The organism is Streptomyces carpinensis (assembly GCF_002154505.1).
Lineage (GTDB): Bacteria > Actinomycetota > Actinomycetes > Streptomycetales > Streptomycetaceae > Streptomyces > Streptomyces carpinensis.
Map to the genome: position 1 here is coordinate 28,956 of NZ_MUBM01000020.1, position 22,947 is coordinate 51,902.

A 22,947-nucleotide genomic window follows, 5' to 3' on the forward strand; every position below is an offset into this window, starting at 1 on the left:
CGGTTCAGAGGCGCCGCCGTTGTTGCCGGTTTCCGCCGCACGGCCCGCTGTTGTAGGGCCGTGCTGCCGGGCTGGTCTGCCGGGATGTCGAAGGTGTCCGAGACGGCGGTATCACGGTGGTCGCCGCCGAGGAATACCTGGGCGTAGAGGAGGTGGTCCACTTGCACACCGCCTCGGTCGACCCGATCCCAAACGGTCCCGTGCTAGCGTCCGCCGTCATGACGGTCGCTTCGCTCAAGGCATTACGAGCCGAGTTACGGGATCTGGCGGAACCGGCTGTGCGGGCGCAGCAGGAGCGAGTGCTCAGCCGTGTGGGAGACGACGAACTGCTCGGCGTACGCGTGCCGGTGCTGCGCAAGCTGGCACGTTCCTACCGTGGCCTGTCGCTCGACGATGTGGACGTACTGCTGCACAGCCATGTCCACGAGGAGCGATTCGCCGGGCTGCTGGTCCTGGCCGAGCAGGGGCGCAGTGCGCGCGGCGGAGACCGCAAGGCGCTGGTCGACTTCTATCTGGCGCGTACCGACTGCGTGGACAACTGGGACCTGGTTGACGGTTCCGCGCACGTCGTACTCGGGCCATGGTTGCTGGAGGGGGATCTGCGGGTCCTGGACGAACTGGCCACGTCATCGTGGCTGTGGGACCGCCGGATCGCGGTGCTCGCCACGCTGGCGCTGATCCGCGAGGGACGCTTCGGGCCGACGCTCCGGCTGGTCCTGACGTTGCGCCAGGATCCGGAACCGTTGATCCACAAGGCGCTCGGCTGGATGCTGCGGGAGATCGGCCGTCGGGACGAGCCACTGATGGTGGCCTTCCTCGACCGGCATCTCGGCGAGCTGCCGCGCATCACCGTGCGCTATGCGACGGAGCGGCTTGCGCCGGCCGAGCGCGCACGGTTCGTAAAGCGACGATCGGCCCGGGAGCAAACCCCGGCGCGACCCGATACGACGCCCCGGCGCCGGCCCGGGCAGCAACCTGCGCCCTGAGACCGGCTGTCTCGACTGCCTCCCCGGCCTCCCCGCGACAGGCCTTGCACAGCTCTGCGTCGCTGTCCTCGGGAAGCCTGCTGAGTGCCGGGTACGGCATCACTGGCCCACTGTGACCGCGACGTTCTCCAGGCCCAAGCCCCTCCAGGAGAGAGAGGAACGCGGCAGTGACTGGCGTACGTGGCCACCGTCACCGGTCTTCGCTGCGGCCGAACGTGAGGTAGGCGAGGAGGCCGAAGATGTTCCCGAAGGCGCAGATGGCCAGCCAGGCCTGTGGCGGGAACTGCCGTGTGTCTGGGTGCCGAGAGATGTCGATCATGCAGAGGACCGCGGGGACGATCGCGATCAGCGGCACGATCGCGATCCATGGCGTGGGTGGCGGTGAACTGAGGGAGTCGGCCAACACGGGAGGTCTCTCGGGGAGGGCAGCCCTCACCCCGCGACGGGGCGGGGCAGCGTCTTACGGGGTTTCGGGGGCGAGGATGAAGATTCCGGCGACCTTCTCGTCCGTGTCGAACGCGACCCGGGCCTTCATGTCGCCGGCCTCATAGCGCAGCGGGATGTCGACGACCGTGTGGTCGCCGATTCGGCGGACGAACGGCTCGCCCTCGCCGAAGCCCTCGAACGCGCCGACCAGGCCGGTGACCGTGGCCAGGCCGCTGCCCCGGACCTCGTCGGTGAATGCCTCCAGGACCTGCGCGTTGAAGGACTGCCGGGCTTCGTCCATGCGCCCTTCGAGGACAGCCGTGACGATCGCGATCGCACGTTCTGCGGCTCCGGCCATGCGCACTGTCTTGTCCATGGGTTCTCCAGTCCGAGGATCGATGGGCTTGCCGAACCGCTGGAAGGCGGCTTGGCGGGTGACTCCGAGCAGATCACCGATCTCCTGCCAGGTGTGGCCGGCGTCCCGGCATTGCTGTACGCAGAGCTTGAGCACCTGTTCCGCCACGTCGTCGACGTCCCGTGCACGCCGGACCAGGTCGAGGTAGGCGGGAGAGGTGAGCGGACTGCCCACCGCCTGGGCCAGGAGCGATGCCTGCTCGGCCAGCAGGCCGCTGAGGGCAGTCAGGGTCTGAGGAGGATCGGCCATGTGTAAAGGATGGCTTTACACATGGCCGATGTCAAGAAATCCTTTACGAGTGCAGTCGGTCGACGCGTCAGCACCCGGATCCAGGCGATCCACAACTCTTGCCGATTGCTCAGATCGCGTAGACAGCCCCTTGGCGGGCCGGAGCGTCAGCAGGGGCAGCGGTGGCATACGGGCGACGCAGTCGGAGACCCAGAGCTTCCTGCAGGTCGGGAAGGTGGCTGTCAGAGGCCACAAGGACAACGGGGAGTCTCCGAGTCACTCCTGCCGACCGGGAAGCTCGGCTGCTTCCTATAGGTTCGATCACATCCCGTTGGAGGACGGACCCAGACCTACGCGTAAGGGAGCTCGCATGGCCTCCATCCACCACACCACCATGACGCCCACCAAGCTGGAGTTGCTCACCGAGTGGCTGCCGAAACAGAGCTGGTACCTGGGCAACGCAGCAACGCCGGAACTGGTTAAGGCCGGCGGGTTCCGTTTGGACGATCCGGAGGGCGCGGTCGGGATCGAGTTCATGGTGGTGGTGGACGCCACCGCGCAGGAGCCGGTGGCGTATCGGGTGCCGATGGCCTACCGCGGTGAGGCGCTGGAGGGCGGCCCCGGCGAGGCACTGATCGGCACTTCTGAGCATGGGGTGCTCGGCACCCGGTGGATCTACGATGGCGTCCACGACCCGGTGGTGATGGCGCAGTTGCGCGCGCTCCTGCGCGGCGAGGCGATGCCGCAGCACCAGAGCAAGAGCGACACCCCTGATCCGACCGTCACTGTGCACGGCACTGGCCCTGACGACGGGCTTGACGTTCGCGTCAACCGCGTCCTGCGGCCGGCGGAGGCTGCGCAGAGGCCGTCCAGGCGCCTCGTCGCCGGGTGGACCTGGCCAAACGGAACGGCTGCACGGGGCGTACTCGCGGCCGTGGTGCCACGGTAAGAGGTCGCGCGGACAGTGGGCGTGGGGTCATGGTCGGCGGTTCGGGCGTTCGTCCCAGCAGTGGAGTTGTCCAGGAACCGGAAACACGCAGAACTTCACACGGCAACCACCGGATGGGGCACCAACCAGCCCCTCGACGTCACCCCCGTCCGGCCAGAGACTGCACATCAGCCGGCATCACTGCGCATCGGCATGCAGCGCGGCCTGGTCGGCCAGCCCCGGGATTGCACGATTGCGCAGCCTCCAGCGTTCCAGCAGGCGGGCCTGCGCAATGGCCGCCCGGTCAGCCGTCGAGCGCGGCGGAAGGTGCGTCCCCGTTCTGGGCCTGTCGGGCCCGCTTGGCAAGCACCGTGGCCAGGTCCCGGACTCCGTCCTCGTCGATGCCGCCCTTGTCCGCGGAAGCCGCCTCGGTCCACAGCAGCGTCGTGCCGACCCGGGTCTGGGTCACGGCGCCGGGCTCGCCGCGGAAGCCGGAGGAACCGAATCGAGCGTCGCGCTCGTCACCGATCGGGCCGATCCCGAACGTCTTGGCCCTCTGTCCCGCCCTCTTGCCGTAGTAGCCGTCCCAGAGCACGTCGTACGCCTCCCGGGCGGCCTGTTCGCTGTCGTAGGCGATGATCAGAAAGGTGACGGTGGCGGCGTTGTCGTCGTGCCGGAAGGTCGAGGCGCCGTAGAAGCGGGAGTTCTCGCAGCCCGCGTTGTTCTTGATGGGGCAGGCCTGCGAACGGTAGAGCTTGTCCATCTCCACGGCCGTGGGCCGAGCGGACTCCTTCCAACCCGTCATGGCCTCGCCATCCGGCAACGTCTCCCGTACTTGTTCCTTCGTGAGCGCCACCGCCTTGCCGTTCCCGCTGTCGCTCTCCGCGCCACCGCCACAGCCGGGCAGCAGCAGTGCCGCCGCGATCGCCACGCCCCACCGGTAGTTCCTCATGGCCATGTCACCACCCCTCGAACGGTGATCTTAGGCGGACCGTCTTCGCTCAGAAGGCGCCGCCCACGAACCGAGACCGTCAGCCGCCATCGCGAGTGATCTGTCGGCCGATGCCGGTTAAAAGCGCGTTCGCCGCCGACGGACTCGGTCCGGTACGGATCGAGGTCGACGACACACGCGACGCCCCGTCAGCGCCACGACTGTCCGCCAGCCACCTCTGGACACACCCGGAGAATGGGTGTACAGGTACTGTACATGTCTATCGGAGCACATAAGCGGTCCCGCATCGTCGAGACTCTCGCCCGGGCCATCCGCAGCGGTGAGCTCAAGCCGGGCGACCAACTGGACGGCGAGAACGAGCTCGCCCGACGCTTCGCCGTCTCGCGCGGGACGATCCGCCAGGCACTCCAGGAACTCCAGCAGCGCAACCTCATCGCGACCCGCTCGGGCATCGGCTCGTTCGTGACCTTCGACGGGGTGGCCCTGGACCAGTCGCTCGGCTGGGCGCGCGCCCTGCGCAGCGCCGGGAGCGACATCACCACCGAGGTCCTCGACATCGCTTCTGTCCCCTGGGACACGACGGCGCTGCCGCCCGAGGCGCTGACGGACGCGGCCCTGGCCGCCGACCACGCCGTCCGGGTCCGCAGGATCCGCAGGCTCCACGACGGCACCGCCGTCTCCTACGAGTCATCGTTCCTGCCCGCCACCGGGATTCTCGCCGACCTGCCCGTCACGGGCCTGATCGACGGATCGATCTGGGCGACGCTGCAGCGGGCCGGGATACGCCCGGTCAGCGGGAGCCAGCAGGTGCGGCTCGTCCCGCTCGACGCCGACGACGCCCGCATCCTGGACCGCCCCGAGGGATGCGCGTTCCTGGGCACCGCCCGCACGTCGTTCGGTGCGGACGGCGGGTTCGTCGAGCACGTGGCGGCGCTCCTGGACCCGGATCACTTCCGTATCGTCATCAACTTTGGAGGCACACTGTGACGAGGCCGAGCCTCGAGACCGTGACTGACCGAGCCACCGCCGCCCTCGTCGGTCTGGCCATCGGCGACGCGCTGGGGATGCCCACGCAGTCGATGAGCCGCGAGCGGATCGCCACCACCTACGGCCGGATCACCGGGCTGCGCGACGCTGTGGCCGACCAGCCCATCGCGCCGTCCATGCGGGCCGGGTCGGTCACGGACGACACCGAGCAGACGGTCCTCGTCGCCCGGCTGCTGATCGCCGGGGGCGGCCATATCGCACCGGCCGAATTCGCCGATGCGCTGGCGGCCTGGGAGAAGGGCATGGCGGACCGCGGGTCGCTCGATCTGCTCGGCCCCTCGACCAAGGCCGCGATCGCGGCCATCCAGGCCGGCGCCGGGCCGCAGGACGACCCCGGCGGCCGGGGCACCACGAACGGGGCCGCGATGCGCATCACCCCGGTCGGCATCGCCTTCCCGAGCACGGACGGGTCGCTGGCCGAGGCCGTCGTCGAAGCGTCGCGGCTCACGCACAACACCGGTCTCGGGCTGAGCGCGGCCGCGGCGGTCGCGGCCGCCGTCTCCGGCGCCCTGGACGACCCGGGCCTGTCGGTACTCGACGGCGCCCGCTCCGCGGCTGACGCCGCCGCGCCCCTCGAGCGCGTCGGCAACTGGGTCGCCGGCGGCTCCGTGTCCGCCCGTATTCGGTGGGCGGTCAAGCTGGTCGCGGGCCTCCCAGAGGCCGATGTGCTCGACGCCCTCTACGAGATTGTCGGCACCTCGGTCGCCTCGCAGGAGTCCGTGCCCGCCGCGTTTGCACTGGCCACACGCTTCGCGGACGACCCCTTCCACGCCCTGTGCCTCGCGGCGCAGGTCGGCGGCGACACCGACACGATCGCGGCGATCGCCGGCGCAATCCTCGGCGCGCACCACGGAATGGCCGCGTGGCCCAGCGACGTTGTCGGCCAGGTCCTGACCGTCAACGACCTGAAGCCGGAACCCCTCGTCCAGGGCCTGCTCAGCCTTCGACACGAACGGCTCCACTGACTCCGCCCAGGTCCCGCCGGGCCGGGCAAGACCCGGCGGACCCGAACACAACGCCCCACACGGGCGACGGCGCCCAGTTCGACCCTCGACGCCGCGCTCGCGAACTCAAAGGAGAGTGTCGTGACCAAATCTAGTGCCGTGCCCCAGGGCCCGGCGACAGGCTCGCCCACCGCAGCCGCCCTCCAGGAGCGGCCGCGCCTCGGGCGCATCGAGCAGCGGGGCATCGAGCCGGTTCCGCCCGCCGAGCGCAACGGCCGCCCACTGCAACTGTTCTGGGCCTGGTTCGCGGCCAACATCTCGATCCTGGGCCTGCCGCTCGGCATCGCGCTGATCCAGAGCGGCCTCAACCTCTGGCAGGCGATCGTCGCGGCCACGATCGGGTCGTTCGGCTCGTTCGCGCTCGTCGGCGTCATCTCGATCGCCGGCCGCCGCGGCCACGCCCCCAGCCTGACGCTCTCCCGCGCCGTCTTCGGTGTACGCGGGAACATCGGCCCCACGCTCGTGTCTCTGCTGTCCCGGCTCGGCTGGGAGACCGTCAACACGTCGACGGCAGCGTTCGCGCTCACCGCACTGTGCGGGATCTTCTTCGGCACCAGCAGCAACGCCAAGGACGTGCCCGTCATCGCGGTGGTGAGCATCCTGATCTTCGTCGCCTGCACCGTCACCGTCTCCGGCCTCGGCCACGCCACGCTCCTGGTCATCCAGAAGTGGGCCACCTGGATCTTCGGCGCGCTGAACATCGTGGTCGCCGTGTACCTGCTCACGCACGTGGACTGGACCGCAGTCACCGCCACGAAGGCGGGCTCGACAGCCGCGCTCGTCGCCGGCATCGGCACCATCGCCGGCGGCACCGGCATCGGCTGGGCCAACGCCGGAGCCGACATGTCCCGCTACCAGTCCGACCGGGTGCGCGGCACCCACCTGGTCGCCAGCGCCGCGGCGGGCGCCGGCGTCCCGCTCGTCCTGCTCATCTCGCTCGGCGGCGTGCTCGGGTCCGGCGACTCCAAGCTCGCGGCAGCCGCCAACGGCCCCGTCGCGGCACTGACCGATGTCATGCCGGCCTGGATGTCGGTCATCTACCTCGTCACCGCGTTCGGCGGGCTGCTCGTCTCGAACCACATGTCGGTGTACTCGGCCGGCCTGACCACCCTGACCCTCGGCGTGCCGATCCGGCGGGTGTACGCCGTCGTCGTCGACGTCGTCGTCACCACGCTCGGCTCGATCTACTTCATGCTCATCGCCGACAACTTCTACGACCCGTTCATCTCGTTCATCACGCTGCTCGCCGTCCCGATCACCGCGTGGGTCGGCGTCTTCATCGCCGACCTGCTCCGCCGCCACGACTACGGCGACGACGACCTGCTCGACCTCGCTCCCCGGTCCCGGTACTGGTACCACGCCGGAGCCGAGTGGCGCGCCGTCGCCTGCTGGGCCGTGGCGATCGTCGTCGGCTACCTGTTCACCCAGGCCGGCCCTGCCGACGGGCCCTGGTTCACCGGCGCGTGGCACGGCACCTGGATCGGGCAGAACGGGCTCGGCTGGCTCGTGACGTTCGCCGTCGCGTTCCTCGGCTACCTCGCCCTCGGCGGGGCCCGCACCACGGCACGGACGGGGCAGCGCTGATGGGCCGCCTACTGCACACCGGGCAGGCGATCGTCGACCTCGTCATGCGCGTGCCCGCGATGCCGCCCGTCGGCGGCGATATCTACGCCCACCAGTTCGAGCTCACCGCCGGCGGCGGCTTCAATGTCATGGCCGCCGCCGCGCGGGACAGAGCCGACGTCGTCTACCTCGGTACCGTCGGGACCGGACCCTTCGGCGACAAGGTGCACGCCGCCCTCCAGGCCGAGCGCATCGCGGCGCCCAACCCACCGGTCGCCGGCCTCGACACCGGCGTGAGCGTCGCCATCGTCGACGCCGACGCGGAGCGCACCTTCGTCTCGGCGCTCGGCGCCGAGGGGCAGGTGACACCCGAGCACCTGGACGCCGTCGCCGTGCGACCCGACGACGTCGTCTACGTCACCGGGTACTCCCTGCGGCACCCGACCAACGGCGCGTCGCTGACCGGCTGGCTGCCTGCCATCGACCCGCAGGCGGCGGTCGTCTTCGACCCCGCTCCCCTGCTCACCGAGATCTCCGAGGCGGCCTGGGCGGCCATCACGGCCCGGGCCACAGTCTGGACGCTCAACGCCCGTGAGGCGGGCCTCACGCTCGGCCGGCTCACCGGCACAGTGCCCGAGGGCATCACGCCCGCCGAACTCGCCGAGGCGCTCGCCGGCCTGCTGCCGGCGGCGGTGCTGGTGCGCGACGGTGGCCGCGGCACCTACGTCGCCGACCGCATCGGCGTCCGACACGTGCCCGCGCACGCCGTCACCCCGGTCGACACCAACGGTGCCGGCGACGCACACACCGGGGTCCTCATGGCCTGCCTCGCACGCGGAACCGACCTCCTCGACGCGACCCGCCGCGCGAACGTCGCCGCTGCCATCGCCGTCACCCGGCAAGGACCGGCGACCGCGCCAACCGCGGAAGAGATCGACGCGGTCATCGCCCGCCCTGGCGCAGATTAGGAGCCTGGGGAAGGGACGTTTCACGCACCGCCTCCTTCGCCGGGCTCGAAGCCTCCCTTCCCCAGCAGCTTGCCCGGCTGCGGCCACACCCCGCCCGGGCGAAATCGACGTTGCGATCCTCGGCCCTCAGGACCGCGACCGCAGCTGCGATTCGCGGCCCCACAGGACCCCGTGATGGCCGCTCAACGAGTCAGCTTCGACACCATCGACACCGAACGCCAGAACTGAGCCCGCGACTGGGCGGGACGGGCGCCACCCTGCAAAAAACCACCCCTCACCCTCCGGGCTTGTCCGTGGCCGGGGCCACACCACCCGGCGGGACGACCGCTTCGGCGGGGGCATCGAACCGCTCACCACCTTGGACCCGGCGCGGATCCGGGCGTACCTGCTGCTCGGGCGGCTCGGCGCCGGTGGCATGGGGAGGGTGTTCCTCGCACGGTCCGACGGCGGGCGCACCGTCGCTGTGAAGGTGGTGCACGAGGAGCATGTCTCGGGGGTGATAACTGAGTTATCACCCTCAGGCGTGGGTACGGCTTTGCGGCGGGCTCGAACTCTGCCGCGTATTTCGCTGGACATGCGGGGTGACCTTGTAGGGGGCCGGCAGCTGCGAGGTGACGTTGAGGTGTCAGGTCTCCCGGTGCTCGCTCAGAACAGTGCCAGGCCCTCGCCGCTGGTGTCCGCGATGACTGGCCGGAACTGGGCAGGGAGGCCGTCCAAGCGGTCAGGACCGGCCGCGGCGGCCACGGCAGGGGCGGTCTCGGCCAACCAGACGCGAAACCGCTCGGCGGCTTCGCGGTAGGGGACTCGCGCCAGGACACGGTGCTCGCCGGAGGGACAGAAATCGACTGCGACGGTGAGCAGGCAGGAACGGGGCGCCTTCTGACTGCCCGTCCAGGACACGCGCAGGACACCGCAGGGCACAGACTGCGGCCATCCCAGCAGACGCCACCGACATCACAGTCGGTGAGCCCCTCTACAGAAGGAGCCAGAACCCATTCTCATGAACAGAGCCAGGTGGCACTTGTTCACGCCGCGGCGTCCGGGCCACCGGCTTCGGCAAAGTTGACGGCTCGCGGGGTTCGAAGTCACTTCTTCGATAACCAGGCGCTGAGGGCATCGATGAGCCGGTCCAGCGCGGGCTCGTCGCTGGAGCGGTCCGTCATGACTGTACGGCCGTTGAACTGCAGCGTGTACTGGAGCATGTCGACCGCCCCCATGTTCATGGTGAAGTCGGGAACGTCGGCCAGCGTCGGATCTCCGAGCAGCGTACGCAAGTCCTTGAACTGGGCCGCGCTGGTGCGGCGGACGACCGGCTGGCCTTTCTCGCTGGCGTAGACGGTGCCATCGCCCCGGAGAATGACCAACTGGTGGACGCCCGCGAAGCCGCCGGTGACGGTCATGGACACCAACTTCTGATCGGGCCCGGTGACGGGGACCAAGGTCGGGCTGCCGGGAGCCGAGGGGGACGTGGAGCCAGTGGTTGAGTTGGGTAACGGCGAGGCGGCGGAGGTAGTCACGCCACCGGTCGACGCGGCCGTCGGCGGCGCAACCCCGCCGCCCTCCAACGAGCAGCCGACCAGGCCCAGCAGACCAGCCGTGAAGACCACCACCGCCGCCGCGGCCGCACCCCTGCCCAGCACAGCGCCCCCGCCCGCCAACTCCCTCAACTGCGCTATCAATACCACGGAACCACCCATTCCGACTGCCTCCGACGACGGTGGGCGTCGATCTGCCGGCCACCGACAGTGGGGACTGCACGGCGGAGGGGTGCACCTTGCGTGGCACTCAGTACGGTCGTGGACCGGCGCGGTGGCTGACGCTCCGTTTCCCGACACAGAGGCGCCGAACGCATCTCCAACGCACCTCAACTCGCCTGCGTAAACAGCAACTTGACAACGCCAGCGCCGAGACTCCGGTGGTTCGCGAGCTGGTCGACCTTGTCCGGTTGGTTCAGCGGATTCCGCGTCCGCGCACCCATGAGGGCCGGGCCTGTCAAGGCAGACGACTGCCCGCCCGGCATGCTCGAGGCTGGGGCCGGGTGGGGCCCGAAACCGTCAAAGCTCAACTGCGCGGGGTCGGGCGCGGAGTAGGGCAACGCAGTTTCTTACCGACCCCGCGTCGGCAAGAACAGCGTAAGAACATCGGCCAGATGGGCCTACTTGAGGCGTTCGTTGTTTCCTGTTCAAGTTTACGCCGCCGCGGATACATGGATGACACATACACCTGCAGGCGCCACTCCCCCGCGTGAATGACGACTGGAGCCAGCACCCGTGAACCGCCGTTCCATACGACTCGCGGCCATCCTCGGCGCCGCAGTGACCCTCGCCGGAGGCTCCCTCGCCGCGGCGTCGGAACTGACCAACCCCTCTTCCGCAGCGACCGAGAAGGCCGCCGCCAAGCACGTCCTTCTGCTGTCCGTCGACGGACTCCACCAGTCGGACCTGACCTGGTACATCACACAGCACCCCGACTCGGCACTGGCCCGTCTGGTACACGGCGGCGTGCAGTACACGAACGCCCACACCACCACGCCCTCCGACTCCTTCCCTGGCATGACCGCCCAGGTCACCGGCGGTGGCCCGGGCACAACCGGCGTGTACTACGACGACACGTACAACCACGCCCTGCTCCCGGCCGGCACCACCGACTGCAAGACCGCCAAGCCCGGCGCCGAGGTGGACCTCACCGAGGACCTCGACAAGAACAAGGCGTCCCTCGACGCCGGGCAGGGCCTGACCGGTCTGCCCGGCAGCATCCTGCAGATGACCGGCGACGCCGCGAGCCTCATCGACCCGAGCAAGCTGCCGGTCGACCCCACCACGTGCAAGCCGGTCTACCCGCACTCCTACCTGCAGGTGAACACCGTCTTCAACGTGGCCCGCAAGGCCGGTCTGCGCACCGCCTGGTCGGACAAGCACATCGCCTACGACATCCTCAACGGCCCGTCCGGCGATGGCATCCAGGACCAGTTCTCCCCGGAGATCAACAGCGACGCCAACGGTTACCCGGCCGGCAACGACTGGACCACCGACAACAAGGCGACCGAGCAGTACGACGACTACAAGGTCAAGGCCGTCCTCAACGAGATCGACGGCTACGACCACTCCGGCGGTCACAAGGTCGGCACCCCGGCGATCTTCGGCATGAACTTCCAGTCGGTCTCCACCGCCCAGAAGCTTCCGACCTCCGACGGCCTCAAGGGCGGCTACGCCACCAAGGCCGCCCCCGGCCCGCTGCTGCAGAAGAACCTCGACTTCGTCAACACCGAGGTCGGCGCGATGGTCAAGGAGATACAGGACAAGGGTCTGGCCTCCAGTACCGACATCATCCTGTCCGCCAAGCACGGCCAGTCGCCGACGGACCCCACGGCCCTGACCCGCATCGACGACGGCCCGCTGCTCGACGGCCTCAACACCGCCTGGAAGGCCGCCCACCCGGGCACCGGCGACCTCGTCGCGCACTCCGTCGACGACGACGGCATGCTGCTGTGGCTCAACGACCGCTCCGAAGCCGCCGCGTCGTTCGCCAAGCAGTACCTGCTCGCGCAGAGCGGCCAGGGCAACGACATCAACGGCAACGCCAAGGCGTTCACCAACAGCGGCCTGGCCAAGGTCTACGCGGGCAAGGACACCGCCGCCTACTTCGGCGTCAAGCCCGGTGACGCCCGGGTCCCGGACCTGTTCGGCATCGCCAAGTACGGCGTGGTCTACACGGGCGGCCAGAAGAAGATCGCCGAGCATGGCGGCGCCCACGCCGACGACCTGAGCGTTCCGCTCGTGATCTCCGGTGCAGGCACCAAGGCGGGCGTGACCAAGGCCGGCCAGGTCAAGACGGCCCAGATCGCGCCGACCATCCTCACCCTGCTGGGCCTGGACCCACAGAGCCTCCAGGCCGTCCAGAAGGACCACACCAAGTCGCTGCGGATCCGCTGACCGCCTACCGACGACCCCGAGCAGGCCGCAGGCCGCACAGCGTGCGGCCTGCTGTACAGCAACGAGACGTTGGGAAAGACAACAGCTCCTCAGGACGGTCTCGCCTGCGGGGCGGGACCGGTATGGCGTTGTCTTCCATACGTGATGGCCGAGAGCGGTCGGGACGGCACAGAGCCCGGCCATCGCGCCGCGTCCCACGCCTCTGCAGTGCCGGAAACGGGCACGGTGCAGGCGCAGTTCACCGGCCGGACGGCACACTGGTGATGCGCCGCTGGTGCGAGGCCGCCGTCTTCCCTCAGCAGAGACCCCGCTCACCCGTACACAACCTTCGTGGACGGAACAACTACCCCCAGACCGTTCCGTGCGCGGGAGACACTACTGCGTCCACCGCGGCGTTGTGTCCATCGTGAGGGGAGGTCCTGCGTCGCTCGGGTTTCGACGGGGCGCTGTCCACGGTCGTAAAGACGCACCACTACCATGGTGCGGGGACTGTGTGGGCAGTTCCACAGTGATCCGTAGCCCGCCGGCGGCGCGCGGGGTGAGGGTGAGTGTTCCGTCGTGCGCGTGGGTGATGGTCTTGACGACGGCCAGGCCGAGGCCGACGCCGGCGTGATCGGTGTGCACGCGCTCGGTGCCGCGCTGGAACGGTTCGGTGAGCGTCGAGACCAGCTCCGGGGTGATCTGCTCGCCGGTGTTTTCGACGGTGAGCACCACGGTCTTGGAGCGAACCTCGGTGGTCACCCACGCGCCGCCCTGTTCCGGCAGGTTGTGGACGATCGCGTTGTGCACGAGGTTCGTGGTCAGCTGCAGCAGGAGCGCCCGCGATCCGATCGCGGGGGCGATGTCACCGTCGGTCTCGAGGGTGACGCCATGCTTTTCCGCGAGAGGGAGGAGTGTTTCGGTGGCTTCTTCCGCCATCAGGGACAGGTCGACAGGTTCCCGGGGGAAGGACCGTCGGCCGGCGCGGCTGAGCAGGAGCAATGCTTCAGTGAGGTCGATGGCTCGGGTGTTGACGACGCGGAGGCGCTCGATGATTTCGCCGGTGTCTCGGTCCGGGTCGGTGTGGGCCAAGTCGAGCAGTGACTTCGAGACGGCCAGCGGGGTGCGCAGCTCGTGGGAGGCGTTGGCTGCGAATCTCTGCTGTTCGGCGACGTGTGCCTCGAGCCGGGCGAGCATCGTGTCGAAGGCGTCGGCGAGTTCGTGGAACTCGTCCTGGCGGCCCGGTAGCCGGATTCGGTGGGAGAGCGATCCGTTCGCGGCCGTGCGGGTGGCCTGCGTGATGTGGTTCAGCGGGGCGAGCATGCGGCCGGCGAGGAACCACCCTCCCCCGAGACCGAACACCAGCAGGAACAACATCGTCATCGCTGCCATCGGAGCGAAGTCGCGCGCGACGGAGAGGCGGTAGTCGGGTATGAAGACGAGCCCGACGTGCTTCACACGCGTCAGGAACAACCACCCGGTTATGAGCATCAGGGCGCCAGCGACCATGAGGAATCCGGTATAGCTGAGGGTGAGCTTGAGACGAACGCTCAATCCGGGCCGCCTATCCACGATCTTCTCCCTCACGCCTGGCCCCGGGTGCTGTGTCGATGCGGTAGCCGGCGCCGGCCACGGTGGCGATGATCCAGGGTTCGCCGAGACGTTTGCGCAGTGCCGAGACGGTGATGCGCACGGCGTTGGTGAACGGGTTGGCGTTCTCGTCCCATGCCCGTTCCAGGAGTTCTTCGGCACTGATAACACCGCCTTCGGCGGCGACGAGAACTTCGAGCACGGCGAACTGTTTGCGGGTGAGCGCCACGTAGCGGCCGTCCCGGTAGACCTCGCGGCGGAATGGATCCAGGCGCAGGCCTGCGATCTCTCGCACGGGAGGCCTGGTGTGCGCACGCCTGCGGTCGAGTGCTCTGAGCCTGAGCACGAACTCTCGCAGCTCGAAGGGCTTGGTGAGGTAGTCGTCGGCGCCGAGTCCGAACCCCGAGGCCTTGTCGTCGAGACGGTCGGCCGCGGTGAGCATGAGGATCGGCATGCCGCTGCCGGAGGCGACGATGCGTTTGGCGATCTCGTCACCGGAGGGCCCGGGGATGTCGCGGTCGAGGACGGCGATGTCGTAGGTGTTGATGCTCAGAATTTCCAGAGCGGTGTCGCCGTCACCCGCGATGTCGGCCGCGATCGCTTCCAGGCGCAGGCCATCGCGGATGGCTTCCGCCATATAGGGTTCGTCCTCGACGATCAACACACGCATGTGGTTGATGCTACGAGTCGGTGCATATCGTCGGCGTATCGAAAACCGCATACGTGTTGGCAACACCGCGCCGCCTTGACTGGCGGCATGCATCGCCCCGCACCATCAGCAGGAACAACGACCCACCGGATTCACCGGCTCCCTGCCGTCGGCCTGATAGCCGTCACAGCAGTGGTCATCACGGCCTGCGTCTCCCAGGAGCAGAAGCCCTCGGCCTCCCCGTCCCCCGCCGCTTCCTCCCCGCTCTCCGCATCCTCCTCTGCCGCATCGCCGTCGCTGACGTTTCGCCGTGACCATCGTGGCGTGTTTCGCGAGGCCAGTGGTGGAATCGGCGAGGCCGGCGGTGTCGTCCCCGACGGCGTGACTGTCTTCGATGACGCGGTTCCAGCGGTGGCAGAGCTCGACCCGGATCTCCTCAAGGCCCTTCGCCAAGCGGCAACGGCTGCCGCGGACGGCAACGTCACGTTCTACGTCAACAGCGGCTGGCGTTCTCCGGCGTACCAAGATCGGCTTCTTCGTGAGGCGGTCTCCACGTACGGGTCCGAGGACGAGGCCGCCCGCTGGGTGGCCACCGCGGACACGTCTCCTCACGGGTCGGGGGACGCGGTCGACCTCGGACAATCCGATGCGACGGCCTGGTTGTCCAAGCACGGCGCCGAGTACGGGCTGTGCCAGATCTACCGCAACGAGCCCTGGCACTTCGAGCTCCGCCCCAAAGCGATAGACGTCGGCTGCCCGATCATGTATGCCGACCCCACCCAGGACCCGAGGATGCAGCAGTGACCGGCAGTGAGCGAGGACAGACGATGACGCAGGTCGACTCGGCGGAGACCGCACAGGGCGGCGCCGGCCGCCGGGACACCGGCTCCGGTGCCGGGCGCGCGGGCATCCGCCGGGCGATAGGCGCCCTCTCCCGGCCCGGCGCCTGGAAGCGCGGCCGGGTGGCGGCGACGCTGGCGCTGCTGCTTGGCCTGCTCATGCTGCTGCACGCGCGGATCACGGACCGCGGGGGGCTCGGCAGCCTGGTGGAGACCTTCCTGCCGTGGTTCGGCCTGCTCATCCCCGTACTGCTGGTCGGGGCGTTGTGGCGCCGTTCCGCCTCCGCGGTGGTCGCGCTGCTGCTGCCGGTCGTGGTGTGGCTGAACCTCTTCGGCGGGCTGCTCGGCGACAAGTCCCGCCCTGGGGGCGACCTCACCGTGGCCGAGCACAACGTCGGCGCCGACAATCCCGACCCGGCCGGCACCGCCCGCGATCTGGCCGCCTCCGGGGCGGACGTGCTGGCCCTGGTGGAGCTGACCGAGCAGGCTCGGGGCACGTACGAGACGGAGCTGGCGAAGACGTACCCGTACCACACGGTGCAGGGCACGGTCGGGCTGTGGAGCAAGCTGCCGCTGTCGGACACCCGGCCGGTCGACACCCAGATCGACGTCGGGCCGCTGGGGGCCACCAAGCCGACCGACGTCAAGATGACCTACAACCGGGCGCTGCGCACCACGGTGGCCACGGACCGGGGTCCGCTGGCCGTGTATGTGGCCCACCTGGGATCCGTGCGGCTAATGCCCAGAGGGGGCTTCTGGACGGACAGCCGGGACCGCAACGCGCAGGCGCTCGGTGAGGCCATCGCCGCCGAGCGGAACGAGCAGGTGGTGCTGCTCGGCGACCTGAACGCCACCACAGACGACCGCGTGCTCGACAGCATCACCTCGCAGCTGCGCTCGGCCCAGGGCGAGGCCGGGGACGGCTTCGGCTTCACCTGGCCGGCGAAATTCCCGGTGGCGCGGATCGACCAGATCCTGGTCCGCGGAGTAAAGCCGAAAAGCTCACGGGTACTGCCCGCCACCGGCAGCGACCACCTGCCCGTGGCGGCCCGCATCAGCTGGTGACACCAGCCCTGCATCACCAGGCGGTCGGATGCGGTCACGGTCAAGTGGAACCGGCGAGCCTCATCCACGGCAGCCGCCCCTGTCGTCGACCACAACCGTCAGCCGCGCCCCGGCTTCGGCGGCGGCCGCACGCCGTCGGCGACGATCCCGGCGACCCTGCCCGGCACCCGGAACGGCTGAAGATCAGCGGCGGCCGGGAAGCAGTCCCGGCAGAGGTCCGGAAACCGGCGGCCGTAGCCGGGGAACTTCGACGATGCCCGTCGCGCGGGCCGGACCACCACAGCCCGCGCACGGGTGCGCGGTCCGGCCGAGACGGGCCGCCGCCTCCCGGTGGACCTGCCGGACCGGCGCCGGGGCAAGGCCTGCGGGGCCGCGTCGAGGCAGCGCAGCACGTCGTCGATCGCCCTGCCCGCTCCCCTCCCGCTGTCCTGTGCCATCGAACGTTGAGCGCGTGTCATGGGAAGTTGATCGATCCCGCTGTCAGTCGGAGCGAGGCAACCAAACGACAGCAGTCACTCCGGCCAGGTCGACCGTTGTTCTGTTCGGCGGCGCTCCGTCATCCTCGTCATCCGGGAGGACCAGTGCGGACTGCCGTTCCTTCAGCTCATGCTGCTTGCCCGGGGAGAGACTTGCGTGCAGCTGCTCGAACCCGGTTGCTGAGATCTGGCCCTGACGTGCCCCGTTCCGCCATGGCAGCACTCCCGCCCGCCCCATGCGCATGAGCAGCTGATCGACGAAGGCCAGCAGAGTCAGCACGACGACAAGGCCGGGCAAGGTCATGAAGAAGATGAACTGCATCCCCTCAGTATCCGCGTCGTGATCTGTCGGCGCTCAACCTTCGACGGCACGCCCTCAAGACCCCCGGCACATCCTCGGCAACCCGCATGCCCGCCACACCATGGCACCGTCCGGCGGAACACCCTCGCGTCGGCGGGGAGGACACCGTAACGCTTCGGCGACCGCGTCCGGGACGGCGGCCTGGTCGAGAATGGCAGGTCGACACGTAGTCGCCGCCGTAGAGCATCGGCAGCGGCCAGTGGATCAAGAACAGATCCAGATGTTCCAGGCCGAGATGCTCGAGGGTCCGGTCGAACGACCGGTGCACCTCGTCGGGAGCGTGATTGGGGTTGGCGAGCTTGCTCGTCACGTACAGCTCTTCGCGAGGGAGACCGGACTCGGCGATCGCGCGCCCTGCCCCGCGCTCGGTGCCGTAGGACTGGGCGGTGTCGAGGTGGCGGTAGCCGGCTCTGAGAGCCTCTGCGACGACACCGGCGGTCAGCTCAGCGTTGGCATCGCTGGCCTCGCGGTCGGGCTGGACGGCGAGGGTGCCGTAGCCGAGTTGCGGGATCGCGGTCCCGTCCCGGAGCTCGACACTCGGGACGGTCGGCTGAGCATCAGTCATTCTGATCGTGCCTTTCTGCTGCATGGGCGCGATGCGCCATGCGCCCGGATGCGGTGGAGGGAGAGGCTATTTCCGGTCGACGCGCACGGTGGCGGCGCGAGTGCGGTCCGAGATCATCGGCGGCAGGTAGGGGCTGTCCGCGTATTTCTGCTCGTACGCCTGGTCGATGCGGTCGTTGATCGGCCCGCTCACCGGCGTGAACGTCACCTCGGCGTCGATGCCGTCGGCGCTGATGCGCCCGGCTCCCTGTCGTAGCGCCGCTCGGTGCCAGCGGGAGGCCGTGCCGTTGTAGGCGCGGACATACACCTCGCCGTCGACGACGACGGACCAGATCCGGGTCGGCGTGCCGGGCGTCGTGCCGTCGTCGCGGTACGGGGCGATGTGGAAGTCGTCGGTCGAGCGGATCGCTTCGATCTGCTCGGGGGTCCAGGCGGTCATGAGTGCCGCTCCTTTCTACGGTTCGTGGGGTGCGGCGGGTTCGGTGCCCCGACTCCTGCTTGAGGCTGGTCCGCGGGCCTCGCCGGTGCCAGGCACTGCTGGGGACTCCCTGTCGTCGAAGCCGTTGAATTACGGTTGAATCATGGACAATCGAGCCGAGATCCGAGAGTTCCTGGTCACCCGCCGGGCGAAGCTGCGCCCGGAGGACACCGGCCTGCCGGACTTCGGCGGCATCCGCCGCGTGCCGGGCCTGCGCCGCGAGGAGGTCGCTCTGCTGGCCGGGGTAAGTGTGGAGTACTACACGCGCTTGGAGCGTGGCGGTCTGGCCGGCGTCTCCGACAGCGTGTTGGACGCCCTGGTGCGGGCGCTGCAGCTGGACGAGGCCGAGCGCGAGCACCTGTTCGACCTGGCCCGCGCCGCCGCTCCTGCGCCGAAGACCCTGCGGAAGAAGCGCGGCCAGGTGTCCCCCAGCCTGCAGCGCCTACTGGACGGGATGACGGGCACGCCGGCGTTCATCCGCAACGGCCGCCTGGACATCCTGGCGATCAACGCCTTGGGCCAGATGCTCTACTCCGAGGCATTCGTCAGCTCCGAGCGGCCGGTCAACCTGGCCCGGTTCTGCTTCCTCGACGAGGGCGCGCACCGCCTCTACCCGGACTGGCAGAAAGCCGCCGAGACCTCCGTCGCTCTGCTGCACACCGAGGCCGGACGCGACCCCGCCAATGGGCAGCTGACCGAGCTGGTCGGAGAGCTCTCCACCCGGTCCGAGGAGTTCCGGACTCTCTGGGCCAGGCACGACGTGCGCCTGCACCGCACCGGCTACAAGGAGTTCCGCCATCCCGCGGTCGGCGAGCTGCGACTCAGCTTCGACGCGCTCACGCTCCCCGCGGAGCAGGGGCTGACGCTGACGGCGTACAGCGCTGAGCCGAACACTCCTTCGGAGCCGCGGATGCGGGCGCTTGCCGAGCTGACCTTCGGCGCACGCGACGGATCCGGCGCGAAGGCGTCCGCCGCGACGAACTGAGGCCTCTGGACGCGCCGCGGCGGAGTCACCTCACTTGTCGCTGTAGACGGGGAACGCGCTGGAGTCGCCGTAGTCCTGGGCGTGCAGGTTCTTCAGCGCCGCCATGTCCTCCTCCGAGATGACGAAATCGAGCTCTGCGTTGGAGCGCATGTGCTCAGGGTTGGCGGTCTTCGGCAGGGAGACGGTGCCCAGCTGCAGGGTGTACCGGATGCACAGCTGCGGGACGGTGACGCCGTACTTCCCCGCCATCGACTGCACGTCCGGGTTCTTCAGGATCTCGCCGTGCGCGATCGGCGAGTACGCCTCCACCAGGATGTTCTTGCTCTCGCAGTAGGCGATCAGCTCGGAGGGCGTGTTGCCCGCGTGCACGAGAAGCTGATTCACCTGCGGCGCGACCGTGCAAGACCCGAGGATGTTCTCCAGGTCCTGCTGCTGGAAGTTCGACACCCCGATGGAGCGGATCTTGCCCTCCTTGTGGGCCTCCTCGAGTGCGTGCCACGCCTGACGGTTCCCTTCGGCGTAGTCCCCGCCGCGGAAGTCGTCCCACGGCTGCGGGCTGTGGATCAGCATCAGGTCGATGTACTCGAGCCCGAGCTTCTCCAGCGAACCGTCGATCGCGGCGACCGCGCCATCGTAGTCCTTGATCTCCGCGGCGAGCTTGGTGGAGACGAACAGCTCGTCCCGGGGCGCACTCGCGGTGCGGACCCCCTCGCCGACGCCGCGCTCGTTGCCATAGGCCTGCGCGGTGTCGATGTTGCGGTAGCCGATCTCGACTGCGTCGCGCACGGCCTGGGCGGCCTTGTCATCGTCGATGAACCAGGTGCCCAGCCCCAGCCTGGGGATCTCGACGCCGTTCGCCAGGGTGTAGGTCTTGTCCAGAATCGTCATGCCTTCTCTCCGTTCTTCGGCAGCTCGCCATACACCTCGTCGGTGACGGGCTCGAGCCATTCGTTGCTGAGGCCCTCGCCAGGGGTGATGAAGGCGACGTGGGAGAACCACGAGTCGGCCTTCGCGCCGTGCCAGTGCTTCGTGCCGGCCGGGACGTGGATCACCGTTCCCGGCTCCAGGCTGACGGGGTCCTCGCCCTCGGCCTGGTACCAGCCGCTGCCCGCCGTGCACAGCAGGATCTGGTCACCGCCGCCGCCGGTGCCGTGATGGATGTGCCAGTTGTTGCGGCAGCCCGGCTCGAAGGAGACGTTGCTGACGGAAACGCTCCCCGAGGTGAGCGGAGCCAGATAGCTCTGGCCGATGAAGTACTGCGCGTAGGCGTCGTTCTTCTCCCCGAGCGGGAAGATCTGGTCGAATTCGTTGTCGTTCATATCGTTTCTTCTGTTCGTTCTGGATGGGTTGTCACCAGGCGTGGGACTGCGGTGCTTCGCCTGGGCCGGGCCAGATGCGGTCCAGCTCCGCGAGCGCGTCGGCATCCAGCTCGATCTCGAGCGCGGAGACCGTGGACCCCGGCTGCGCGAGGGTGCGCGGGCCGGCGATCACCGCGGAGACCGCCGGCTGGTGAAGGAGACCGCCGGCTGGTGAAGCAGCCAGGCTTGGGCGACCTCGGCCGGTGCGGGCCCGAGCCGCGCGCACAGGACCTCGTAGTCGGCCGGCCGATCGGCGAGCAGCCGACGCTGCTCCTGCGCGCCGGCGGCCTTGCGGCGCACCGCGTCCGGCTCCGGGTGGCTGCCGACCAGGACACCACGGGCCAGCGGGCTCCACGGCACCAGCCCGATGCCGAAGTGCCGCAGCGCGGGGATGACCCCCTGCTCGTCCGCCCGATTGGCAAGGTCGTAGAAGCTCTGCTCCGAGACCAAGCCGAGGAAGTCCCGGCACTGGGCGGTCAGCTGCGCGGTGGCGATGTCCCAACCGGCGACATTGGACGAGCCGACGTAGGTGATCTTGCCCTCGGCGACCAGCTGCTCCATGGCCTGCCAGACCTCCTCGAACGGGGTGGCCCGGTCTACGTGGTGCATCTGGTAGAGGTCGATCTGGTCGGTCTGCAGCCGTCGCAGGCTCCCCTCGCAGGCCCGCTTGATGTGGAAGGCCGAGAGTCGGCGGTCGTTCGGCCCCAGGCGCATCGGCTGGTACACCTTGGTCGCGAGCACGATGTCGTCGCGCCGCCGAGAAGTCTTCAACCAGCGACCGATTCTCCTCCGAGGTGCCGAAGCCCTTCTCCATGTCCGGGGTCTGCGGCCCGCCGTACACGTCGGCGGTGTCGACGTAGTTGATGCCGGCCTCGCCCGCGGCGTCCAGGATCTCGTGGGCGGCGTGTTCGTCGCTCGCGTCGCCGAAGTGCATGGTGCCCAGGGCGATCCTGGACACCGGAAGGCCGGATCGGCCCGGATGCCCGTACTGCAATCTCTCTCCTCTCGCTTGTCTCGGTCCTCCCTGTCGGCGGGGAAGATCAGTGCGCCCCAGGAGGCGCAGTGTTCTCTGCGACAGCGGCGTCCTGGGTCCAGCCGGCCAGGATCCGCAGCCGCTCGTCGGTCGCCGACCCTGGCTCGGTCGTGCAGATCCGGAGCGTGAGCGCGCTGTCTGCGGTCGGTGCAAGGTCCTCGCGGGCCAGCTCCAGCTCTCCGACCAGCGGGTGGTCGATGACCAGCCGCGGCGGGCGGCACGCGCAGCCCCGCTTCGAGGACCAGCGGGTCCGGAACGGGGCGCTGTTCGTCGACAGCTCACCGATCAGCCGATGCAGCGCCCGATCGTGCGGGTCGTCCGCTGCCGCGGCGCGCAGCCGGTGGACCTGCTCGTCGGCGACCCGGTCCCACTCGGGACAGAACGACGTCGAGGCGTCCTCATCCAGGAAGAGGAACCGAGCCAGGTTGGGCCGGTCGTCCTCCAGCACGGGTGCCCACAGCGCCCGACCGAGCCGGTTCGCCGCGACCACGTCGAGACGGTCGGTGAGGACCATCGCCGGAGCGTCCACGATCGCGTCCAGAGCGGCCCGCAGCCCGGCGCGCAGCCGGGCGGGATGTGCCCGACCGACTTCGCTGCTGCGGGGTCCACGAGTGCTCATGCCATCGAGTCAAGGTGCTTCCCGAGCCACGTGCCAGACCCTGCCAGTACCCCCTCACAGCCGGGACTCCCACGCCGCGGGAATCACAAGTTCCATGGAGGACGAAAGCAAGACGAGCCACGCATGGATGGAGCTGACATGAGCGACGAGCAGCAGAGCAGCGGCTGGACCGGCGGGAAGAACGCGTTCGGCGACTTGGCGCCCGGGATGGTGCACTACACCGACCGGGTCCTCTTCGACGAGGTGTGGGAGCGCGAGGGCCTGTCCAAGCGCGACCGCAGCCTCATCACCGTCGCGGCCCTGACCGCCATGGGAAAGACCGACCAGCTGAAGTTCCACCTCGGCTTCGCCCGCCAGAACGGCGTCACCGACGACGAGCTGCAGGAAGCCCTGCTGCACCTGGCGTTCTACGCCGGCTGGCCCAATGGCATGGGCGCGACGACCGTGCTGAAGAACATCATCGAGGAGCAGGACTGAGCATGCACAGTGCCCTCATCCACGC

Annotated in this window: 26 protein-coding genes and 2 pseudogenes; 12 read left to right on the forward strand and 16 right to left on the reverse strand. The window is 69.1% G+C overall.

From position 1 onward, the window contains the following. Positions 1-116: 116 nt before the first annotated feature. The gene (locus BZY54_RS03880) at positions 117-986 is read left to right on the forward strand and encodes a DNA alkylation repair protein (protein WP_244216943.1); all 870 of its coding nucleotides are present in this window, start codon (positions 117-119) and stop codon (positions 984-986) included. A gap of 190 nt (positions 987-1,176) precedes the next feature. On the opposite strand, the gene BZY54_RS03885 is transcribed toward BZY54_RS03880, so the two are convergent. Both BZY54_RS03885 and BZY54_RS03890 read right to left on the reverse strand, forming a co-directional pair. Then, positions 1,177-1,341, reverse strand: coding sequence for a PLDc N-terminal domain-containing protein (locus BZY54_RS03885; protein ID WP_086723119.1), 165 nt, complete (start codon positions 1,339-1,341; stop codon positions 1,177-1,179). Positions 1,342-1,446: 105 nt separating this feature from the next. Continuing rightward, a complete protein-coding gene (locus BZY54_RS03890) occupies positions 1,447-2,076 on the reverse strand; it encodes a DUF3887 domain-containing protein (RefSeq protein ID WP_086723120.1) in 630 nt (209 codons plus the stop codon). A 349-nt stretch (positions 2,077-2,425) separates the two neighbouring features. On the opposite strand from BZY54_RS03890, the gene BZY54_RS03895 reads away from it, so the two are divergent. Then, entirely contained in the window at positions 2,426-3,004 is a 579-nt protein-coding gene (locus BZY54_RS03895) for a maltokinase N-terminal cap-like domain-containing protein (RefSeq protein ID WP_086723121.1), read from the forward strand. Between the two features lie 283 nt (positions 3,005-3,287). Here the strand turns inward: BZY54_RS03895 and BZY54_RS03900 are convergent, their stop codons facing one another. Next, positions 3,288-3,935, reverse strand: a complete 648-nt coding sequence (locus BZY54_RS03900; RefSeq protein ID WP_244216944.1) for a hypothetical protein — start codon at positions 3,933-3,935, stop codon at positions 3,288-3,290. Positions 3,936-4,190: 255 nt separating this feature from the next. Between BZY54_RS03900 and BZY54_RS03905 the strand changes: the two genes are divergently transcribed. The 5 genes and pseudogenes from BZY54_RS03905 to BZY54_RS52760 form a co-directional block, all read left to right on the forward strand. Continuing rightward, the gene (locus BZY54_RS03905) at positions 4,191-4,922 is read left to right on the forward strand and encodes a GntR family transcriptional regulator (RefSeq protein WP_086723146.1); all 732 of its coding nucleotides are present in this window, start codon (positions 4,191-4,193) and stop codon (positions 4,920-4,922) included. A gap of 20 nt (positions 4,923-4,942) precedes the next feature. Beyond that, a complete protein-coding gene (locus BZY54_RS03910) occupies positions 4,943-5,947 on the forward strand; it encodes an ADP-ribosylglycohydrolase family protein (RefSeq protein WP_167413939.1) in 1,005 nt (334 codons plus the stop codon). A 120-nt stretch (positions 5,948-6,067) separates the two neighbouring features. Continuing rightward, a complete protein-coding gene (locus BZY54_RS03915; RefSeq protein WP_244216945.1) occupies positions 6,068-7,570 on the forward strand; it encodes a purine-cytosine permease family protein in 1,503 nt (500 codons plus the stop codon). After that, entirely contained in the window at positions 7,570-8,517 is a 948-nt protein-coding gene (locus tag BZY54_RS03920) for a PfkB family carbohydrate kinase (RefSeq protein ID WP_086723125.1), read from the forward strand. The genes BZY54_RS03915 and BZY54_RS03920 overlap by 1 nt, the downstream gene beginning before the upstream one ends. A 340-nt stretch (positions 8,518-8,857) precedes the next feature. Next, a pseudogene (locus BZY54_RS52760) lies at positions 8,858-9,010 on the forward strand (serine/threonine protein kinase); the annotation flags it as partial. Positions 9,011-9,602: 592 nt separating this feature from the next. On the opposite strand, the gene BZY54_RS03930 reads toward BZY54_RS52760, so the two are convergent. Further along, entirely contained in the window at positions 9,603-9,917 is a 315-nt protein-coding gene (locus BZY54_RS03930) for a hypothetical protein (protein ID WP_208640540.1), read from the reverse strand. An 870-nt stretch (positions 9,918-10,787) separates the two neighbouring features. Here BZY54_RS03930 and BZY54_RS03935 point away from each other — a divergent pair. After that, positions 10,788-12,449: an alkaline phosphatase family protein gene (locus BZY54_RS03935; RefSeq protein ID WP_208640541.1), complete on the forward strand. Its 1,662-nt coding sequence runs from the start codon at positions 10,788-10,790 to the stop codon at positions 12,447-12,449. A gap of 375 nt (positions 12,450-12,824) precedes the next feature. Here BZY54_RS03935 and BZY54_RS03940 read toward each other — a convergent pair whose 3' ends face one another. Together BZY54_RS03940 and BZY54_RS03945 are read right to left on the reverse strand one after the other, a co-directional pair. Further along, on the reverse strand, positions 12,825-14,000 hold the full coding sequence (locus tag BZY54_RS03940; RefSeq protein WP_208640542.1) for a sensor histidine kinase: 1,176 nt from the start codon (positions 13,998-14,000) through the stop codon (positions 12,825-12,827). After that, a complete protein-coding gene (locus BZY54_RS03945; protein ID WP_086723127.1) occupies positions 13,993-14,688 on the reverse strand; it encodes a response regulator transcription factor in 696 nt (231 codons plus the stop codon). The genes BZY54_RS03940 and BZY54_RS03945 overlap by 8 nt, the downstream gene beginning before the upstream one ends. 87 nt (positions 14,689-14,775) lie before the next feature. On the opposite strand from BZY54_RS03945, the gene BZY54_RS03950 reads away from it, so the two are divergent. Together BZY54_RS03950 and BZY54_RS03955 are read left to right on the forward strand one after the other, a co-directional pair. Next, entirely contained in the window at positions 14,776-15,471 is a 696-nt protein-coding gene (locus BZY54_RS03950; RefSeq protein WP_086723128.1) for a M15 family metallopeptidase, read from the forward strand. A gap of 23 nt (positions 15,472-15,494) precedes the next feature. Further along, positions 15,495-16,571 carry an endonuclease/exonuclease/phosphatase family protein gene (locus BZY54_RS03955; RefSeq protein ID WP_086723129.1) on the forward strand — a complete coding sequence of 359 codons (1,077 nt, stop codon included), beginning with the start codon at positions 15,495-15,497 and terminating at the stop codon, positions 16,569-16,571. A 98-nt stretch (positions 16,572-16,669) separates the two neighbouring features. Here the strand turns inward: BZY54_RS03955 and BZY54_RS03960 are convergent, their stop codons facing one another. From BZY54_RS03960 to BZY54_RS03975, 4 genes are read right to left on the reverse strand one after another with little or no spacing between them, the layout of a single operon-like run. Beyond that, positions 16,670-17,029, reverse strand: coding sequence for a hypothetical protein (locus BZY54_RS03960; protein WP_143667990.1), 360 nt, complete (start codon positions 17,027-17,029; stop codon positions 16,670-16,672). A 22-nt stretch (positions 17,030-17,051) separates the two neighbouring features. Next, positions 17,052-17,369 (reverse strand): DUF6191 domain-containing protein, encoded by a 318-nt coding sequence (locus BZY54_RS03965; RefSeq protein WP_086723131.1) that lies wholly within the window; start codon positions 17,367-17,369, stop codon positions 17,052-17,054. A gap of 4 nt (positions 17,370-17,373) precedes the next feature. Continuing rightward, positions 17,374-17,997, reverse strand: coding sequence for an aldo/keto reductase (locus tag BZY54_RS03970; RefSeq protein WP_244216946.1), 624 nt, complete (start codon positions 17,995-17,997; stop codon positions 17,374-17,376). Positions 17,998-18,039: 42 nt separating this feature from the next. After that, entirely contained in the window at positions 18,040-18,411 is a 372-nt protein-coding gene (locus BZY54_RS03975; RefSeq protein WP_086723133.1) for a DUF2255 family protein, read from the reverse strand. A gap of 142 nt (positions 18,412-18,553) precedes the next feature. Between BZY54_RS03975 and BZY54_RS03980 the strand changes: the two genes are divergently transcribed. Beyond that, on the forward strand, positions 18,554-19,435 hold the full coding sequence (locus BZY54_RS03980; RefSeq protein ID WP_086723134.1) for a helix-turn-helix transcriptional regulator: 882 nt from the start codon (positions 18,554-18,556) through the stop codon (positions 19,433-19,435). Positions 19,436-19,465: 30 nt separating this feature from the next. Here BZY54_RS03980 and BZY54_RS03985 read toward each other — a convergent pair whose 3' ends face one another. The 6 genes and pseudogenes from BZY54_RS03985 to BZY54_RS04000 form a co-directional block, all read right to left on the reverse strand. Then, positions 19,466-20,323, reverse strand: a complete 858-nt coding sequence (locus BZY54_RS03985) for an aldo/keto reductase (protein ID WP_086723135.1) — start codon at positions 20,321-20,323, stop codon at positions 19,466-19,468. Continuing rightward, positions 20,320-20,754, reverse strand: coding sequence for a cupin domain-containing protein (locus BZY54_RS03990; protein ID WP_086723136.1), 435 nt, complete (start codon positions 20,752-20,754; stop codon positions 20,320-20,322). The genes BZY54_RS03985 and BZY54_RS03990 overlap by 4 nt, the downstream gene beginning before the upstream one ends. Before the next feature lie 31 nt (positions 20,755-20,785). Then, complete coding sequence (locus BZY54_RS54985) at positions 20,786-20,926, reverse strand: hypothetical protein (RefSeq protein ID WP_341868666.1); 141 nt, start codon at positions 20,924-20,926, stop codon at positions 20,786-20,788. Then, positions 20,923-21,564, reverse strand: coding sequence for an aldo/keto reductase (locus tag BZY54_RS03995; protein ID WP_483025142.1), 642 nt, complete (start codon positions 21,562-21,564; stop codon positions 20,923-20,925). Before BZY54_RS03995 ends, BZY54_RS54985 begins: the two co-directional genes overlap by 4 nt. A 43-nt stretch (positions 21,565-21,607) precedes the next feature. Further along, a pseudogene (locus BZY54_RS55805) lies at positions 21,608-21,751 on the reverse strand (aldo/keto reductase); the annotation flags it as partial. An 82-nt stretch (positions 21,752-21,833) separates the two neighbouring features. Further along, entirely contained in the window at positions 21,834-22,445 is a 612-nt protein-coding gene (locus BZY54_RS04000) for an MmyB family transcriptional regulator (RefSeq protein WP_086723137.1), read from the reverse strand. Positions 22,446-22,583: 138 nt separating this feature from the next. On the opposite strand from BZY54_RS04000, the gene BZY54_RS04005 reads away from it, so the two are divergent. Then, positions 22,584-22,922 (forward strand): carboxymuconolactone decarboxylase family protein, encoded by a 339-nt coding sequence (locus BZY54_RS04005; RefSeq protein ID WP_086723138.1) that lies wholly within the window; start codon positions 22,584-22,586, stop codon positions 22,920-22,922. Positions 22,923-22,947: the final 25 nt, after the last annotated feature.